At 69.3% G+C, this 15,454-nt stretch carries 17 protein-coding genes and 1 tRNA gene; 10 read left to right on the forward strand and 8 right to left on the reverse strand.

The window, feature by feature from the left end:
- Positions 1 to 59 precede the first annotated feature (59 nt).
- A tRNA-Met gene (locus O1W71_RS11545) sits at positions 60 to 135 on the forward strand.
- A gap of 8 nt (positions 136 to 143) precedes the next feature.
- Here the strand turns inward: O1W71_RS11545 and O1W71_RS11550 are convergent.
- From O1W71_RS11550 to O1W71_RS11560, 3 genes are all read right to left on the reverse strand, one after another.
- Positions 144 to 449: a biopolymer transporter Tol gene (locus O1W71_RS11550; RefSeq protein ID WP_269267984.1), complete on the reverse strand. Its 306-nt coding sequence runs from the start codon at positions 447 to 449 to the stop codon at positions 144 to 146.
- Between the two features lie 43 nt (positions 450 to 492).
- Complete coding sequence (locus O1W71_RS11555; RefSeq protein WP_269268047.1) at positions 493 to 1,599, reverse strand: fatty acid desaturase family protein; 1,107 nt, start codon at positions 1,597 to 1,599, stop codon at positions 493 to 495.
- 163 nt (positions 1,600 to 1,762) lie between these two features.
- Positions 1,763 to 2,098: a DUF7882 family protein gene (locus O1W71_RS11560; RefSeq protein ID WP_269267985.1), complete on the reverse strand. Its 336-nt coding sequence runs from the start codon at positions 2,096 to 2,098 to the stop codon at positions 1,763 to 1,765.
- 134 nt (positions 2,099 to 2,232) lie between these two features.
- Between O1W71_RS11560 and O1W71_RS11565 the strand changes: the two genes are divergently transcribed.
- The 3 genes from O1W71_RS11565 (at position 2,233) to O1W71_RS11575 (ending at position 3,893) form a co-directional block, all read left to right on the forward strand.
- Positions 2,233 to 2,442 (forward strand): hypothetical protein, encoded by a 210-nt coding sequence (locus O1W71_RS11565; RefSeq protein ID WP_269267987.1) that lies wholly within the window; start codon positions 2,233 to 2,235, stop codon positions 2,440 to 2,442.
- A 187-nt stretch (positions 2,443 to 2,629) separates the two neighbouring features.
- Complete coding sequence (locus O1W71_RS11570; protein ID WP_269267988.1) at positions 2,630 to 2,956, forward strand: DUF7882 family protein; 327 nt, start codon at positions 2,630 to 2,632, stop codon at positions 2,954 to 2,956.
- Between the two features lie 19 nt (positions 2,957 to 2,975).
- Complete coding sequence (locus O1W71_RS11575; RefSeq protein WP_269267990.1) at positions 2,976 to 3,893, forward strand: helix-turn-helix domain-containing protein; 918 nt, start codon at positions 2,976 to 2,978, stop codon at positions 3,891 to 3,893.
- Positions 3,894 to 3,903: 10 nt separating this feature from the next.
- On the opposite strand, the gene O1W71_RS11580 is transcribed toward O1W71_RS11575, so the two are convergent.
- From O1W71_RS11580 to O1W71_RS11600, 5 genes are read right to left on the reverse strand one after another with little or no spacing between them, the layout of a single operon-like run.
- A complete protein-coding gene (locus O1W71_RS11580) occupies positions 3,904 to 5,088 on the reverse strand; it encodes a sensor histidine kinase (RefSeq protein WP_114588629.1) in 1,185 nt (394 codons plus the stop codon).
- Between the two features lie 7 nt (positions 5,089 to 5,095).
- Positions 5,096 to 6,187 (reverse strand): ABC transporter permease, encoded by a 1,092-nt coding sequence (locus O1W71_RS11585; RefSeq protein WP_112617501.1) that lies wholly within the window; start codon positions 6,185 to 6,187, stop codon positions 5,096 to 5,098.
- Positions 6,184 to 7,143 carry an ABC transporter ATP-binding protein gene (locus tag O1W71_RS11590; RefSeq protein WP_269267991.1) on the reverse strand — a complete coding sequence of 320 codons (960 nt, stop codon included), beginning with the start codon at positions 7,141 to 7,143 and terminating at the stop codon, positions 6,184 to 6,186. Before O1W71_RS11590 ends, O1W71_RS11585 begins: the two co-directional genes overlap by 4 nt.
- A 10-nt stretch (positions 7,144 to 7,153) precedes the next feature.
- Entirely contained in the window at positions 7,154 to 8,776 is a 1,623-nt protein-coding gene (locus O1W71_RS11595; RefSeq protein WP_269267992.1) for a sensor histidine kinase, read from the reverse strand.
- A 6-nt stretch (positions 8,777 to 8,782) separates the two neighbouring features.
- On the reverse strand, positions 8,783 to 9,781 hold the full coding sequence (locus tag O1W71_RS11600; protein ID WP_269267993.1) for a glycerophosphodiester phosphodiesterase family protein: 999 nt from the start codon (positions 9,779 to 9,781) through the stop codon (positions 8,783 to 8,785).
- A gap of 158 nt (positions 9,782 to 9,939) precedes the next feature.
- On the opposite strand from O1W71_RS11600, the gene O1W71_RS11605 reads away from it, so the two are divergent.
- From O1W71_RS11605 to O1W71_RS11630, 6 genes are all read left to right on the forward strand, one after another.
- Positions 9,940 to 10,836: a Bax inhibitor-1/YccA family protein gene (locus tag O1W71_RS11605; RefSeq protein WP_269267994.1), complete on the forward strand. Its 897-nt coding sequence runs from the start codon at positions 9,940 to 9,942 to the stop codon at positions 10,834 to 10,836.
- Between the two features lie 88 nt (positions 10,837 to 10,924).
- Positions 10,925 to 12,154, forward strand: coding sequence for an ROK family transcriptional regulator (locus O1W71_RS11610; RefSeq protein WP_269267995.1), 1,230 nt, complete (start codon positions 10,925 to 10,927; stop codon positions 12,152 to 12,154).
- 107 nt (positions 12,155 to 12,261) lie between these two features.
- Positions 12,262 to 13,263, forward strand: a complete 1,002-nt coding sequence (locus O1W71_RS11615) for an extracellular solute-binding protein (protein WP_269267996.1) — start codon at positions 12,262 to 12,264, stop codon at positions 13,261 to 13,263.
- 9 nt (positions 13,264 to 13,272) lie between these two features.
- The gene (locus O1W71_RS11620; protein ID WP_269267997.1) at positions 13,273 to 13,623 is read left to right on the forward strand and encodes a hypothetical protein; all 351 of its coding nucleotides are present in this window, start codon (positions 13,273 to 13,275) and stop codon (positions 13,621 to 13,623) included.
- 7 nt (positions 13,624 to 13,630) lie between these two features.
- Positions 13,631 to 14,575, forward strand: a complete 945-nt coding sequence (locus O1W71_RS11625) for a carbohydrate ABC transporter permease (RefSeq protein WP_112617506.1) — start codon at positions 13,631 to 13,633, stop codon at positions 14,573 to 14,575.
- A 1-nt stretch (position 14,576) separates the two neighbouring features.
- Entirely contained in the window at positions 14,577 to 15,428 is an 852-nt protein-coding gene (locus tag O1W71_RS11630) for a carbohydrate ABC transporter permease (protein ID WP_112617507.1), read from the forward strand.
- The last annotated feature ends 26 nt before the right edge of the window (positions 15,429 to 15,454 follow it).

Below are 15,454 nucleotides of genomic sequence, written 5' to 3' on the forward strand. Positions count from 1 at the left end.
GCGTCTCCGGCCTTCACACCCCTGGCGACCCGGCGGACGCCCACGTAGCGTGAAGGCATCGCGGCGATCCGGGTGGTCCCGGGCATCGGCTCATAACCGATCGCGTTGCGGGTTCGACTCCCGCCGTCGCGTCCATTCGGGTCTCAATCCCCGTCGAGCGCATCGAGTCGCCGCAGCGCGTCCCGCGCCCGCGCGAGGCGGTCGCCCTCGGGCTCGTCCCACCAGTACGGTCCGCGCTCTCCCAGGCCATGCTTGGCCAGGCCCACGCGCTTGCGCGCTGCGGCGACCGCCTCGTCGTCTCCGCGCCGCTTCGCGGCTCCCACCGCCGATCGGCCGCGTCCGAGGTGGGACTTCAGCGCAGCGACGAGATCATCGGGCAGCGAGGGGTCGGTGCGCCGCCAGCGTCTCCCGTCGATGACGAGCCAGCGTTCGGAATCGACTTCGGCCACGGACTCAGTATGAGCCGTGGCCGACGTCGAGGGATGCTGCGCCTCAGGCGCGACGGAACTCCGCGCGCATGGGGCAGTCGAACGGGTCGCGGGCGGCGAGTCCGACGCGGTTGAGGTAGTCGATGACGATGGCGTAGGAGCGCCAGAGTGTGGTCTCGGTGTACGGCACGTTCAGGGCGTCGCACTGGTCCTTCACGATCTCGCGAGCGCGGGCGAGTGCCGGCCGCGGCATGTTCGGGAAGAGGTGGTGCTCGATCTGGTAGTTGAGGCCGCCCATGAGCCACGTCGCCCACCAGCCGCCGCCGATGTTGCGCGAGGTGCGCACCTGCTTGCTGAAGAAGTCGAGCTTCGCGTCGGGCGCGATGATCGCCATGCCCTTGTGGTTCGGCGCGAAGGAGGCGCCCATGTACAGCCCGAAGACGGCGACCTGCACGCCGAAGAAGGCGAAGGCCATACCGATCGGCAGGAAGATGAAGATCGGAGCGACGAAGACCGCGAACCGCGCGATGATCAGCGTGATCTCGACCGCACGCTTCTTCACCGGGCCTCGGCTGAAGAGGTGGCGCATCGACAGCGCGTGAAGGTTCAGGCCTTCGAGCAGCAACAGCGGGAAGAAGAACCAGCCCTGGCGCTGCGTGATGAATCGGCGGATGCCGCGCGCAGTGGCCGCGTCCTCTTCGATGAACGAGATCGTGTCGATCTCGATGTCGGGATCCTTGCCCACCTTGTTCGGGTTCGAGTGGTGCCGGGCGTGCTTGGACGTCCACCACGACAGGCTCATGCCGACGACGCCGACGGCGAGGAAGCGGGCCAGGCGGTCGTTCGCGGGGCCGGAGGCGAGAACCTGCCGGTGGTCGGCCTCGTGTGCGAGGAAAGCCACCTGGGTGAAGACGATGCCGAGGGCTGCCGCGATGAGCAGCTGGAACCAGCTGTCGCCGAGCAGGACGAATCCGGTCACGCAGCCGCCGATCGCGAGGATCAGGGCGAGGCCGACGAGGCCGTAGAACCAGGGTGTGCGCCGCAGCAGACCCGATTCCCGAACGACGCGGGAGACATCGGTGAAGGCCTTGGCCATCGGCGGGAAATCGGCGGTTCCGGCGTAAGTGGTGCGGATGGGGCCGAGACGCGACTCGACGACGGATGAAGCGATGAGAGCACCTGCTGACTCGTTCGTGACCGGGAAGGTCGGGAGCAGAAGGCGGATGCCGACGGCTGTGGCTCACACTACGGAGCGCTGGATCGCCGGAGCGGTATATGCCCCGGTCTCACCGGCGATGCACGGCGGTCGCACAGGCGGGACGCTCGGCGCCCCGCTACTCCGCGCCGTCGAGGAACGCGCCGTTACGGGGCGATTCCGGCGGCTCGGGAACGACGTACAGGCCCGTCGGCGAGTTCGCCGTGTATGTCAGCGCCTCGAGCCATGCGCGATTCAGCGACGGCGTCCGGCTGCCGTAGTACTTGAAGACGAGGCCGCAGCCCGGGTGCAGCCATACCGTCGTGCGGCCGTCGCCGATGCTCACGTCGTCCTTCCAGGTGAGCGTGAAGGCTTCGCCCCGGCGGAGCTTCGTCGTGATCACGGCCTGGAGGTGCGCGAGCGTCCGATCCTCGAAATCTGCGCGGATCTGGTTCTCGTAGATGAATCTGCCCATCGCACTTCCTTCCCGTGCTCGACCTGACAATAGTGATCAGCGCGGTCCTGCCGCATCCCCTTGTGATTCCTCAGCTGATCGGTAGTCTCGCCTGACACGGCGGACTCGACGCCGGTGGAGCGAAGGGCGAAAGCGTGTCGAAGAGAGTGGATGTGTTCTATGGCGGTCGCCCGTACAGCATCGGCGGTCGCGATATCGAAGACGTCCGCGCCGAGATCGCGGCGGCACTCGCGCTCGGTCACGGCTGGCTGACCGTGAACGATGGCGAAGGCGTGGCGCAGTCCACCGATCTGCTCATCACCTCAGGGGTGGACGTCACACTCGCCGCCATTCCCGGTGATTAACGTGTTACGTAATCATCCGTAAAAGTCAACCCCCTCCCGCTCCCTGACAACTGCCTGAAATCTGCGGTGGCACAGCACGGCTGTGCGCGTCGCGGACAGAGCGCGCGCGGAACGGACTCTTCCGCGCGGCGTCGTGACCCGATCGCGGAAGCTGATGATCGCGCCGAATGGCGCGTGAGGAGGAATATTGGGCAGGTTTGTTTACGACGGCAACAATCGCGTCGAGATCGAGGACCGCACGCTCGCACACCTCCAGATGACCATCGGTGCGAAGCTTCGTCGCGGTGAGGCGTTCTTCTTCACCTGGAAGGACGACGTCAGCGTCGGCAAGGGGCGGACGACCGTCTGGATGCACGCCGGAGCCTCTCTCGTCTTCACGTTCCACGGCAGCCGGACCCCCGCGATCAACCGTGCCTGGCTCGAGGCGCTGATGTACACGGCCAACTCCCCCAGCGGACTTCACGTCGTCCCCGAACCGGCAGAGTCCGCATCCGACAAGCTCGTTGTTGAATAGCGAGCCCGTTCGGCGGGGGTTGCAGACCGACGACCCCGGTCGGGCACAGGAATCGGTCAGCTCGCTGTACGAGACGCCGGTGGCGCTCGCGGTCGACGGGTCCGCGCCATTCCGCTACGAGATGGCGGCACTCGCCCACCCGGCCGCAGCCGCCGCCGCTGTGCGGTTCACGGGGACGATGCGCACCACGACGCGGGCTTTTCCGCGTCTCATCGTGGCGCACGCGGCGCGTGGCAGCCACCGGTGGCAGGTCGGAGGCGAGTCCGGCGACGGCCGGACCCCCTTCATCGTGCCGCCGGACACCGAGTTCACCGCCGAGTTCGGTCAGCTGCACCTGCGCACGTTCAGCGTCACCACGGAGACGCTCGACCACGTGCTGCGCGGCATGATCGGCGACGACCCTCACCATCTGCAGTTCTCCGGACTGAACCGCCGGGCCGAGAACCCACGGCTCGTCGCCGAGACCCTGCGCTTTCTCGAGGCGACCATGCTGGCCGACGAGAAGGTCGCCGCCTCGCCTCTCATGCGCACTCAGCTCATGCACCAGGCAGTCGCATCGCTCGTGACGGCGTTCCCCGTCATCGACCCCGAAGAGGGGGAACGCCGACGCCCGACCGCGCGAGCCGTGCGCCGCGCTGTGGCGTTCATGGAGGAGAACGTCAGCAACCCCATCAGCATCAGCGACATCGCGGTGGCCTCCGGAACATCGGTCCGCGCACTCCAGAGCGCCTTCCACAAGGCGTTCGAGATCCCGCCGAGCACCTACCTTCGCCGCCTGCGCATCGAGGGCGCCCACCGCGAGCTCCGCGCTGCGCCGCCCGGGTCGACGACCGTGCGGGATGTCGCTCTGCGCTGGGGGTTCGCGCACACGGGACGCTTCGCGCAGCTCTACGCCGCGATGTACGGCGAGCACCCCTCGCACACGCTGCGCCGCTGAGGCGCGCGACTCAGGCGGCGGTCGCCGCGGGGTCCGGCAGGAGGATCCAGACGCGGGTGCCGCCGAGCGGTGAGTCGTCGAGACCGATGCGCCCGCCGTGCGCCTGGATCACCCGTCGACAGGTCGACAGGCCGATGCCGAGACCCTCGGCCTCGGAGTCCCCTCGCTCCATCAGCGCGAAGACGCGTTCGCGGTCCGCCGGGGGCACCCCGGGACCGTTGTCGTCGACCGTGATGCGCCAGCCGCCGTGCACCGCGTGCGCCTCGACACGCACCTGCGGGACCTTCCCCGCGGCCGCGGTGAACTTCACCGCGTTCGCCACGACATTCTGGAGCACCGCGCGCAGGAGCGTGGGATCACCGGCGGGCTCGACCTCGATGTCCTGACGGATGTCGGCGCCGGAGGCCGAGATGGACGCGTCGAGATCCTCGACGACGGCGTGCATCACGGCACCGAGATCGACGCGTGCCCGTTGGGGGCTCGCACCGCCGATGCGGGCGTAGGCGAGGATGTCGGAGATCATGGCGTTCATGCGGTCGGCCGCCGACTCCGCACGGGCGAGCACGCGCGCCGCCTCGGGCGCGTTGTCCATGTCGGGGCTGTCGATCGCGAGCTCGAGGAAGCCGGTGAGGGCCGTCAGCGGATTGCGGAGGTCGTGACTGATCTGCCCCGCGAAACGCGAGAGCTGATCATTCGACTCGCTCAAAGCGCGGCTGATCCGGCGCAGCTCGAGCAGGTCGACCACCTGATGAGCCAGCAGATCGAGCGCCTCGCGAGCCGATTCGTCGAGGTCGCCCACGGAGTCGTTGAAGACGCAGAGGGTGCCGATGGCGACGCCCGCCGGTGTGACGAGCGGACTCGATGCGTAGAAGCGCACGTGGGCGATCTCACCGGTGACGAAGGGGTTGTGTGCGAACCGCTCGTCGAGCCGCGCGTCGGGCACGATGACCCGACCGGGACGCGCGATGACGGCGGCGCACATCGAGTCTTCGCGTGAGCAGACCGCGGGTTCGAAACCGACCGCGGCGATCTGATGCTGCGAGCGGTCGTCGATGATGTTGATGACGGCCGTGTCGACGCCGCAGACGGTGGCTGCGAGGCGGACGATCCCCTGCAGGTCGGGCGCGGGGGCCTCGCCGATCACGTGATAGGCGTCGATCGCCTCGCGGCGGGTGATGTCGAGTTCGGTGACCATGGCACTCTTACGCTATCCGCGTTCCGGGCGGCAGGGCTCGGGCCGGCGTCCTCGTCCGCGACCACGCTCCCGCCACGAGCAGACCCGCGACCACGATCTGCCCGGCCAGTCCGACGAACCAGCTCGGCGCCGTTCGTTCCCGGATCTCCGCCGCGGTCGGCACGGCGCCGTCTGCGGCCGGCCGGCACTCGTCGTACCCCGTCTCGAGATCAGGTGCGACCTGTGCCTGCCGGACGCCGGATGCGATCTGACCGAACAGGTCGACGGGGTAGCCGAACCGGTCGTACTCGGCAGGCGTCGCGTCGGCGAGGATGACGAAGGGGTTGGCCGCGAGCACCCACCACACACGATCGAACCGCGGCACGGTGTAGGTCGATGTCTCCGGCTCGCCGCAGACCATGCGAGCGGGATCGTTCCAGCAGTCGTCCGCCCCGTCGATGCACTGCGGCGACCCGTCGGCGTTGTACTGCGCCGGCCGGTAGGTCGCGGTCGCCTCGCTCGAGAACGCCGTCGCGCCGAGGCCGAAGGCGATGAGCGTTCCGAAGACGAGCGCAGAGACGACGAGGTACGTCGCGGCGACCGAGAAGAGAGGCCGGGCGATGAGGCCGCTCAGCCCGACGCCGATGGCAGCGATGATGCCGATCTCGATCACGAGGACGACCAGCGACACCACGACGACGACAGGGTCCACTCCCCCGGCCAGGGTCGCGATGACGAGGAACGGGGCGGCCACCGCGGCGAACGCGAGACCCGTGACCCATGCCGCGAGCACTTTTCCGAGCAGGATCTCGGAGGTTCGCGCGAGCGTCACCTGGACCGGTGCGAGGGTCGCGGCATCCCGGTCGCCGTTGACGGAGTTGCCGCTGAGTGTGGGCGAGACGAGGACGACGAGCAGCAACGTGATGATGACGATCGTCGAGTAGATGCCGGCGCCGCGCTGCTCGCCCTCCGCGATGCCCCCGCCGAAGGCCAGGAACGACAGCGCGGTGACACCGATCAGCAGCACGGCGAAGATGCCGAGCAGGACGTACCACGACACCGTGCGCACCCGTTGGAGCAGCTCGAGCCGAGCGACCGTCCACAGCCGGGCGACGCTCATGACGCCTCCTTCCCCTCGGTGCCCAGATCCCGGCCGGCGCCGAGATCGAGGAAGGTGTGCTCGAGCATCCCGGTCGCGGCCGAGAACTCGGCGACCGCGATGCCCGCGCCCAGCAGCGCCCGCAGACCGGCGGCAGCCTCGGCCTCGGACGAGAACGGGATCAGGACATCACGGCGGTCTGTCGGCACGCGCGCGACGTCGAGCCCGAGGGCCGTCGCGATCGGGAGCACGGCAGCCTGCGCATCGAGATCGGCGACGCGGACGCGCCAGGTGCGGGTGCGGCGAGCCGCCGCCGCGACCCGGTCGGGACTCACGGTCGCGCCATCGAGCAGGAACACCGCGTCGTCGACGACCTCCTCGAGCTCGGAGAGGATGTGGCTGGAGATCAGCACGGTCTTGCCTGCAGCGGCGAATGCACGCAGGAGTCCGCGCAGGTCTACCCGCGCCTGGGGGTCGAGGCCCGAGGCAGGCTCGTCGAGGAGGAGGACGGACGGGTCGTGCACGAGAGCTCGCGCGAGACCGAGGCGCTGCTTCTGCCCGCGCGAGAGCACACGGGCGGGCGACTCGGCGAGATCGACCAGACCGACCTGATCGAGAAGCTCCCGCGCGCGGCGAGCCGCTTCGGCTCTGTCGAGGTCGTAGAGCCGGGCGGTCATCTCCAGCGTCTCCCGCACGGTGAGCGAGCCCCACGCGCCCAGCGCGTCGGGCATCCATCCGAGCCGCGCCCGGGCTTGGGCGGGATCGGTCACCGGGTCGACGCCGGCGATCCGGATGCTGCCCTCGTCCGGCTGGAGAAGCGACGCGAGCATCAGGAGCAGCGTCGTCTTACCGGCGCCGTTGGGGCCGACGAGTCCGGTCACCGCTCCCGCGCGAGCGTCGAGATCCACTCCGCGAACGGCTTCGACGCGCCCGAACGATCGACGGACATCGCGGACGGTGATCCCGGCGGTGAGCATGTCCGACACCCTAGGGGACGGCGGTGACGTGATCGAGAGGCGGAGGGGCGTCCGGCAGGCTGGCCCGCGGCAGCCTCACGACGGCGGCGGTACCGCCCACCCGCCCGGGCGTCAGCCGCACCTCGCCGCCGTGGGCGCGCGCCAGCCCGCGCGCGAGAGCGAGCCCGAGCCCGAGCCCCTGCGCGGCGCTCCGACGCGAGCGCGTGGTGCGATAGAACCGCTCGAACGCCTGACGGCGCTCGGCAGGGGTCATGCCGGGGCCCTCGTCGGTCTCCGAGATCTCGACCTCGTCGGCTCTCATCGCGATCGAGATCTCGACGACGCCGGCGGGAGGCGACACCTGCCGCGCATTGTGCAGCAGCTCGGTCATGATCGCATGCAGGTCGCGGGCTGCGATGCGCGCGTGCGCCGTGGCTCCCATGACGGTCACGGCCACGTCGGAGTCGCCGTCGGCCGATTCGGCGACGACCCGGTCGACGACGGCACGGACCTCGCACGCCGCCGTCCCGGGCATCGCGTCCGCTCGACCCGTCGCGAGGATCAGCTCGACGGTGTGCTCCAGCCTCTCGGCGGCGCGGTGGATCGTCTCCCAGCGGTCGCGATGCTCCGGCATCGCCCCGGCGAGCGCGAGCTCGGCATTGCCGAGGATCACCGTGAGCGGCGTCCGCAGTTCATGGCCCACCGTGTCGAGGAACCGATCGCGGACGTCGACGGCTTCGACGAGCTCGGTCACGTCCTGGGCGACCACGAGGACACCGATGGGCTCGCCGTCGAGCGAGATGGGGCGGGCGACGAAGCGCAGCGCCACCTGATCGCCCGGCTCACCGACCCACACGCGACGCGCCTCGGCGAGTTCACCCGAAAGGATGATGTCGCGCAGGTCCGCGCCCACCCCGACCGGGGTGATCCGGTCTTCCTCGTAGACGGACGTGCGCCCGTCCTGGTCGAGCGAGATCGCGATCCCCGCACGCTGGGCCAGCGCATGCGCGGGGGCGTTCGCGACCAGCACCGCGCCGTCATCGCCGAAGAGCACGATCGCGTCCGGGCTCGTGTCGAGCAGCTGGCGCAGCGCGGCGTCGGCCCGGTTCGAGGAGTCGAGCGCCTCGGCCAATCGATGCGTGGCGCGTCGGGCCCTGGTGCGGTGGCGGCCGAGGTCGGTGGAGACGAAACGACTTCCCATCGCAAACATGCCGAGCAGCGCCGGCACCGTCGCGAGCGCCAGCCACTCCGCGAGCCCGGCGGGCGGCTCGGTCGCCGCCGCGAGAGGCAGCAGCCCCGCGAGGAGGACGCCCAGCGCCGCGACGGGCGGTGGGAACGCGAAGGCGAGCCAGGCGATCGGGAAGATGACGAGCATTCCGGTCACCGGCAGCAGATCGATGGCACCGTTGCGCAGCGGGGCGCAGGCGAGAATCGAGACGAGCGGGACGATGCACACCCAGACGGTTCCGCGAGTCGGCTTGTCGCGCCAGACGAGCCCCATCGCGACACAGGCCGCGACGATGACGCTCGCGCCGACGACGTAAGCCACGGTGATGCGCTCGGGAGCGACGACCGCGACGGTCGTGGAGATCATCACCGTCGACGCCCCCACCAGATACTGGGCGTAGGGCTGGATCCGGGGTCTGCTGAGCATCGGGGATCAGCGCCCGAACACGTCGACGCCGAGATCCGGGTGGTCGACGAAGACGCCGTCGACGCCGGATGCCGCGAGCTCGGCCCACTCGCCCGCGTAGTCTCCCCAGGCGGACCGACCGCCACCGCGTCGGTGCCGCCGGACGAGGAAGGCGTTCTCGGGACGCGCCGTCCACGTGAAGACGGCCAGCTCGCGCTCGTGCGCTGCGGCAACGAGCACCCGACCGCCGTCCGTGCCCCGCGCGGGGTCGAGAATCATCCGCTTGTCCAGGCTCACGCCGGCGACCCGCCCGCGGAGGTCGTCGAGCCCCGCGGGCGACGACCACTCCCGGTAGCTGCGTGCCCCCGCGCCCTCGGTCGCGACCAGGTCGTACGGCTCACCGTCGGCCTCGAGGAGGAAGATCCGCATGCCCCGGACGCCGGCGTCTGCCAGGCGGTCGAGGATCGTGAGCTCGAACGACTCGATCCACAGCGGCAGGTCGCCGTCGGTCCAGCCAGCCGCGTCGAGCTCTGCCGCGATGAGCCCGGACACGTCGAAGCCGGCGGCCTCCAGGAAGGTGGCGTGCTTGATCTCGAGCACGACGCCGGGCCGCCGCCCGGAGGTCTTCGCGGCATCCGTGACGAGGTCGAGGAGATCGCGCAGCCGCAGCATCGGCTCCGCGCCGTCATGACGAGCGCTGTCGGGCCGCAGCGCCGGGAGCCGCTCGCGGCAGCGCAGCCGTGACAGCTCGTCCCAGGTGAAGTCCTCCGCGAACCAGCCGGTGAGCGACGCGCCGTCGACGGTCTTCGTGGTGCGGCGCGATGCGAACTCGGGATGGTCGGCAACGTCGGTGGTCGAGCCGATCTCGTTCTCATGCCGGATCACGGCGACCCCGTCCCGACTGAAGACCACGTCCGGCTCGACGGCATCGACCCCGCTCTCGAGCGCGAGGAGATAGGAGGAGCGGGTGTGCTCGGGACGATACCCGGGCGCACCGCGGTGGCCGATCACGAGCGGGCGGGACACGACCCCAGCGTACGGGCCGATGACGCGTGATTTCGCTCAGGGCGATCGGCTTCATGGCCTGCTCACAGCGCCGCGCATATCCGGGAGGAACCGGTTCCCGTAGGCTGGGGATACACGGCATCCAGCTGTGTCGACCCTCGACTTGGAGTGTGAGAGCAGTGGCCCTCAATAACCCCGCATTCGACAATCCCGCGTTCAAGGAGCAGCGGCCGGGTCTGACGCCGCCCGCCGCCCCCGGCATGCAGACCGCCTCGGCGCAGCACGCCGGCGTGAACGCCGCTACGCAGGCCCACCTCGAAGGCATGTACGCGGCACCCGCCGCCGGTGCCCGCGAGACCTCCCGCATGACGGTCGAAGACACCGTCGTCAAGACGCTCGGGCTCTTCGCGATCCTGCTGGCCACGGCGGTTGTCGGTTGGGTCTGGACGCTCTCGCCGGTGACACGCGACAACCCCGCCCCCACGATGATGCCCTGGATCATCGGCGCGCTCGGCGGCTTCGTCCTGGCGATGGTCGTCACCTTCACCTCGCGCAAGAAGGTCCGGCCCGGCCTGATCTTCGGGTATGCCGCGTTCGAGGGCCTCTTCGTCGGCGGTATCTCCGCCTACCTCGAGTTCATCTTCCCGGGCATCGTCATGCAGGCGACCCTCGCGACCCTCGCGGTCGTCGGCGTGACCCTTGCCCTCTTCGCCAGCGGCAAGGTCCGCGCGTCGGCCAAGGCGACGAAGATCTTCATGATCGCGATGCTCGGCTACCTCGTCTTCTCGCTGCTGAACGTCGGCCTGATGCTCTTCGGGGTAATCCCGGGCGGCATGATGTTCGGCCTCCACAGCATGAAGATCGCTGGCATCCCGCTCGGCCTCATCATCGGTGTGCTCGTGGTCATCATGGCGGCGTACTCGCTCGTGCTCGACTTCGACAACATCCAGCAGGGCGTCCGCAACGGCGCACCCCGTCAGTACGGCTGGGTCGGCGCTTTCGGCATCATGGTGACGGTCGTCTGGCTGTACGTCGAGATCCTCCGCATCATCGCGATCCTGCGCGGCAACAACTGACGCTCCCCCGCGATCGCCGAAGGCCCGTCCGGTTCGCCGGGCGGGCCTTCGCCATGCGCGTGCGCAGTATGGTTCGACGGGAGGAACCATGAGACGCGGCTCGAACCTGCCGGCCGTCGGCACGTACAACCAGACGCTCGTGCTCGACCTGATCCGGCGCTCCCCCGACGGCATCAGCCGCATCGAGCTCGCCGCCCGCACGGGGCTGTCCGCCCAGACGCTCAGCAACGTCGCCCGCCGTCTCGTCGCCGAGGGCTGGGTGCGCGAGGGAACCCCGATCGTCACCGGCCCCGGCAAGCCCCGGACCCCGCTCCAGCTCGACCCGACGGCCCGGTGCGCCGTCGGCATCCATCTCGATCCGGCAGTCGAGACGGTCGTCGTGGTCGACCTTTTGGGCGAGGTCGTCGCTCAGACCGAGCGCACCCCGCGACCCGACGCGACCCGCGAGCAGATCCTCGGCGACCTCGTCGGCACCGTCGAGTCGCTGCTCGCGGAGGGCGGCCGTTCCCGGGCATCCGTGCTCGGCATCGGCGTCGCCGCTCCTGGCCCGCTCGACGCGGACGCGGGGGTCCTGTTCGAGCCGCCGCTCCTGCCGCCGGTCTGGCACGACCTCGCCCTCGGGCCGTTGCTGCGCGAGGCGACGGGACTGCCGACCACGGTCGAGAAGGATGTCGTCGCGGCGATGGTCGGCGAGCTCTGGCGGGATGCCGCGCAAGAGCTGCAGGACTCCATCTTCGTGTACTACGGAGCGGGCGTCGGCGCGGGCCTCGCCGTCGACGGCGCACCGATCCGGGGCCGTACGGGAAACGCCGGTGACGTCGCCCACCTCGTCGTCGAACCGGGCGGGCCGGCATGCGGATGCGGTCAGCGCGGATGCCTCGGCGCCGCCATCGCCCCCGAACGGCTGCTCGTCGACGGGGGCGTGATCGACGGCAGTGAGCCCGTGGCCGCACCCGCGCTCCGGGAACGTCTCCGCGAACTCGCCGCCCGGGCGCGCGCCGGCGACGAGCGCGCCGCGTCGGCGGTGCGGCGAGCCGGGTCGAGCCTCGCCCGCGCCGTCGTGCAGATCAACAACCTCCTCGACGCGGATGTCGTCGTGGTCGGGGGGCCGCTGTGGAAGCTCCTCTCGACGACGGCTGGGCCCGCTCTCTCCGACGCCGTGGCGGCGAGCACCGAGACCGCCACGGTGCGCGGCATCCGCGTGCTCGAGAGCGGACTGGCCACGGATGCCGCCGCCGTGGGCGCCGCGTGCCTCGTGCTCGATGCCGCGATGACCGCCCGCCCGACGGACCTCATGATCGCGGGCGCCCCGGACTAAACCCACCGGGAAACGTCGAGGCGAAACCTTGTTCTTTTATTCCATTTGTTTTATAAAAGACGTGCGCACGCACCAGCGCCCCTCGTCAAAGCAAAGGAGCTTCGACCATGAAGAGACCCATCACGACCGTGGCCGTCGTCGGCATCGCAGCGTTCTCGCTCGCTCTCACGAGCTGCGGCAGCGGCGGCGGGGGCGGAGACGAAGCGTCGTCCGACACGATCCGCGTGGCCTACCAGAAGACGACGTCGTTCACCGCGATGGACGAGCTCATGAAGAAGACGAAGGAGGAGTACGAGGCCGCGCACGAGGGGATGACGGTCGAGCTCGTGCCGATCGAGGCGGAGCAGGACCAGTACTTCACCAAGCTCGCCCTCATGAACGGGTCCGCGGGGACGGCGCCCGACGTCATCTACGAGGACACCTTCCAAATCCGATCGGATGCCGCCGCCGGATACCTGCAGCCGATCGACGACTATCTCGCCGACTGGGACCAGTGGGAGCAGTACGACGACGGCGCCAAGCAGGCCGGGCTCGGCGACGACGGCAAGACGTACGGCGTCTCGCTCGGCACCGACACCCGGGGCCTCTACTTCAACAAGCAGCTGTTCGCGGCGGCGGGGCTTCCCGAGGACTGGGCGCCGGAGAGCTGGGACGACGTGCTCGAGGCTGCGCGCACCATCAAGGAGAGCAACCCCGACGTCATCCCGTTCAACATCTACGCGTCGCAGGCCCTGGGCGAGGCGACGTCGATGCAGGGCTTCGAGATGCTGCTCTACGGCACCGAGGATGAGCTCCTCGACACCGACACGAACAAGTGGGTCACCGGCTCGACGGGGTTCCTCGACGCACTCGAGTTCTATCAGACGGTCGCGGAGGAGAAGCTCGGCCCCGACCCCGCGCTGGCTCTCGACGCCGGCTGGGGAACCAAGGTCAGCACGGAACTCCTTCCCCAGGGCGGGATCGCCATCGCGCTCGACGGTTCGTGGCTGCCGAGCAACTGGATCGACGGCGAGAACGCCTGGCCGGAGTGGGAGCAGACGATGGGCTTCGCCGCGATGCCGACGCAGGACGGCGGCGGTGACGGCTTCACCTCGATGTCGGGCGGCTAGACGCTCGCGATGGGCGCCAACGCGAAGAACCCGCAGGCTGCCTTCGACTTCATCGCCCAGGCGCTGACGTTCGAGAACGCGCTGATGTACCACCAGGAGGCCGGACAGATCGCCGTGCGCAAGGACGTCGCCGCCAGCCAGGAGTACCTCGACTACAACCCGTCGTTCGAGTTCTTCTCATCGCTCGTGCCGTACACCCACTTCCGGCCGGCGACGCCCGACTACTCGCAGATCTCGGCGAACATCCCGCGCGCGACGGAGTCGATCTTCACCGGTCAGGCGACCCCGCAGGATGCACAGGCCGCGTACGACTCCGCTCTCGTCGGCATCGTCGGCGAGGAGAACACGCAGGCGGGCTGATCCAGCGATGACCGCCACCGCCACCGTCACCACCGGCGGTCGGCACCGCCCGGGCCGGGAGATCACCTCCCGGTCCGGCCGGTCGGCCGGCCGTGCCGCCGCACGACTTCTCCCGCTCCTGCCCGCGGTGCTCCTGCTGCTGGCGTTCATGCTCGGACCGATCGTCTACGCGCTCTACGGGTCACTGACCGACCGCGCCATGACCGGGCCCCGCGCCGCGAACCCGCAGTTCATCGGACTCGACAACTACACGGCCCTGTTCGCCTCGGGAGAGTTCTGGCTCTCGCTCGGACTCACCGTCGTGTTCGTGCTGGCCTCGGCCGTGATCGGCCAGAACGTCCTCGGGATGCTGCTCGCCGTCCTCATCCGCAACTCGGTGAAGCCGCTGCGTTCGCTCGTCGGCGGACTCGTGGTGCTGGCGTGGGTGCTGCCCGAGATCGTCGCCGCCTTCGCCCTCTACGCCTTTTTCCAGACCGACGGCACCCTCAACACCTTCCTCGGCTGGTTCGGGCTGGAGGGGACGAGCTGGCTGTACTACTTCCCGATGCTCGCGGTGATCCTGGCGAACATCTGGCGCGGCACGGCCTTCTCGATGATGGTCTACAACGCGGCGCTCTCCGAGGTGCCGCCCGAGCTGATCGAGGCCGCGACGATTGACGGCGCAGGCGCCTGGCAGCGCTTCATCCGCGTCACCCTCCCCGTCATCCGGCGGTCGATCTCCACCAATCTGCTGCTGACGACGCTGCAGACGCTCGGCGTGTTCACGCTCATCTGGGTGATGACCGGGGGCGGTCCGGGAACGCAGTCGTCGACGCTCCCCGTGCTGGCGTTCCAGGAGGCGTTCAAGTTCGCCCAGGTCGGATACGGCACCGCGATCGCCGTCGTGACGCTCCTGATCGGCGCCGTCTTCTCCGCCGTCTACATCCGCATCCTCAAGCCGGAGGTCGACTGACATGGCCACCATCGCCACCTCGGTCTCGGCACCGCGGAAGCGGGCTCAGACCGTGCTGTCGTCGATCATCCTCGCGGCGATCGGCGTGCTCTTCCTCGTGCCGCTGCTGTGGATCGTCTTCGCTTCCTTCGACGGCGACGCGAAGGTCACGATGAAGGTCCCCGAGACCTGGACCCTCGAGAACTACACGCAGGTGATGACGTGGGAGCTCACGTTCCAGCCTCTCCTGAACTCGATCCTCGTCTCGCTGGGCACCGCCGTCATCACCGTCGTCGTCGGTGTGCTCGCCGCCTACCCGCTGTCGCGCTACGCGATGCGGTTCCAGAAGACGTTCATGTACGCGATCCTCTTCGGCACCGGGCTGCCGATCACCGCGATGATGGTGCCGGTCTACGCGCTGTTCGTCTCGTTCGGGCTGCTCGACTCGGTGTGGGGCGTCATCGTCTTCATGGCCGCGACATCTCTGCCGATGGCGATCTGGATGCTGAAGAACTTCATGGACTCGGTGCCGATCTCTCTCGAAGAGGCCGCCTGGGTCGACGGGGCCGGGTCGATGCAGGCTCTCGCGCGCATCGTCATCCCGCTCATGCGCTCAGGCATCGGCGTCGTGTTCATCTTCGTCTTCACGACCGCCTGGGGGAACTTCTTCGTCCCCTTCGTGCTGCTCTTCACGTCGTCGAAGTTCCCGGCGGCGGTGTCGATCTTCAACTTCTTCGGTCAGTACGGCTCGATCGCCTACGGACAGCTCGCCGCCTACTCGGTGCTCTACGCCGCACCGATGGTGGTGCTGTACGTCCTCGTCCAGCGATTCTCGGGCGGCTCGTTCGCCCTCGCCGGCTCCGTCAAGGGCTGACCCGCTTCCTCCTCGAAAGGCTCCTC

The sequence above is a fragment of the Microbacterium sp. H37-C3 genome (assembly GCF_027157935.1).
GTDB classification, from domain to species: Bacteria; Actinomycetota; Actinomycetes; order Actinomycetales; family Microbacteriaceae; genus Microbacterium; species Microbacterium plantarum.

What these genes read in the sequence shown, in the direction of transcription:
- O1W71_RS11560 (WP_269267985.1), bottom strand. Translation starts at nt 2,098, where the DNA reads ATGGGCAGATTCATCTACGAGAACCAGATCCGCGCAGATTTCGAGGAT.
- O1W71_RS11580 (WP_114588629.1), bottom strand. Translation starts at nt 5,088, where the DNA reads ATGGTCACCGAACTCGACATCACCCGCCGCGAGGCGATCGACGCCTAT.
- O1W71_RS11585 (WP_112617501.1), bottom strand. Translation starts at nt 6,187, where the DNA reads ATGAGCGTCGCCCGGCTGTGGACGGTCGCTCGGCTCGAGCTGCTCCAA.
- O1W71_RS11590 (WP_269267991.1), bottom strand. Translation starts at nt 7,143, where the DNA reads ATGCTCACCGCCGGGATCACCGTCCGCGATGTCCGTCGATCGTTCGGG.
- O1W71_RS11595 (WP_269267992.1), bottom strand. Translation starts at nt 8,776, where the DNA reads ATGCTCAGCAGACCCCGGATCCAGCCCTACGCCCAGTATCTGGTGGGG.
- O1W71_RS11610 (WP_269267995.1), top strand. Translation starts at nt 10,925, where the DNA reads ATGAGACGCGGCTCGAACCTGCCGGCCGTCGGCACGTACAACCAGACG.
- O1W71_RS11615 (WP_269267996.1), top strand. Translation starts at nt 12,262, where the DNA reads ATGAAGAGACCCATCACGACCGTGGCCGTCGTCGGCATCGCAGCGTTC.
- O1W71_RS11620 (WP_269267997.1), top strand. Translation starts at nt 13,273, where the DNA reads ATGGGCGCCAACGCGAAGAACCCGCAGGCTGCCTTCGACTTCATCGCC.
- O1W71_RS11625 (WP_112617506.1), top strand. Translation starts at nt 13,631, where the DNA reads ATGACCGCCACCGCCACCGTCACCACCGGCGGTCGGCACCGCCCGGGC.
- O1W71_RS11630 (WP_112617507.1), top strand. Translation starts at nt 14,577, where the DNA reads ATGGCCACCATCGCCACCTCGGTCTCGGCACCGCGGAAGCGGGCTCAG.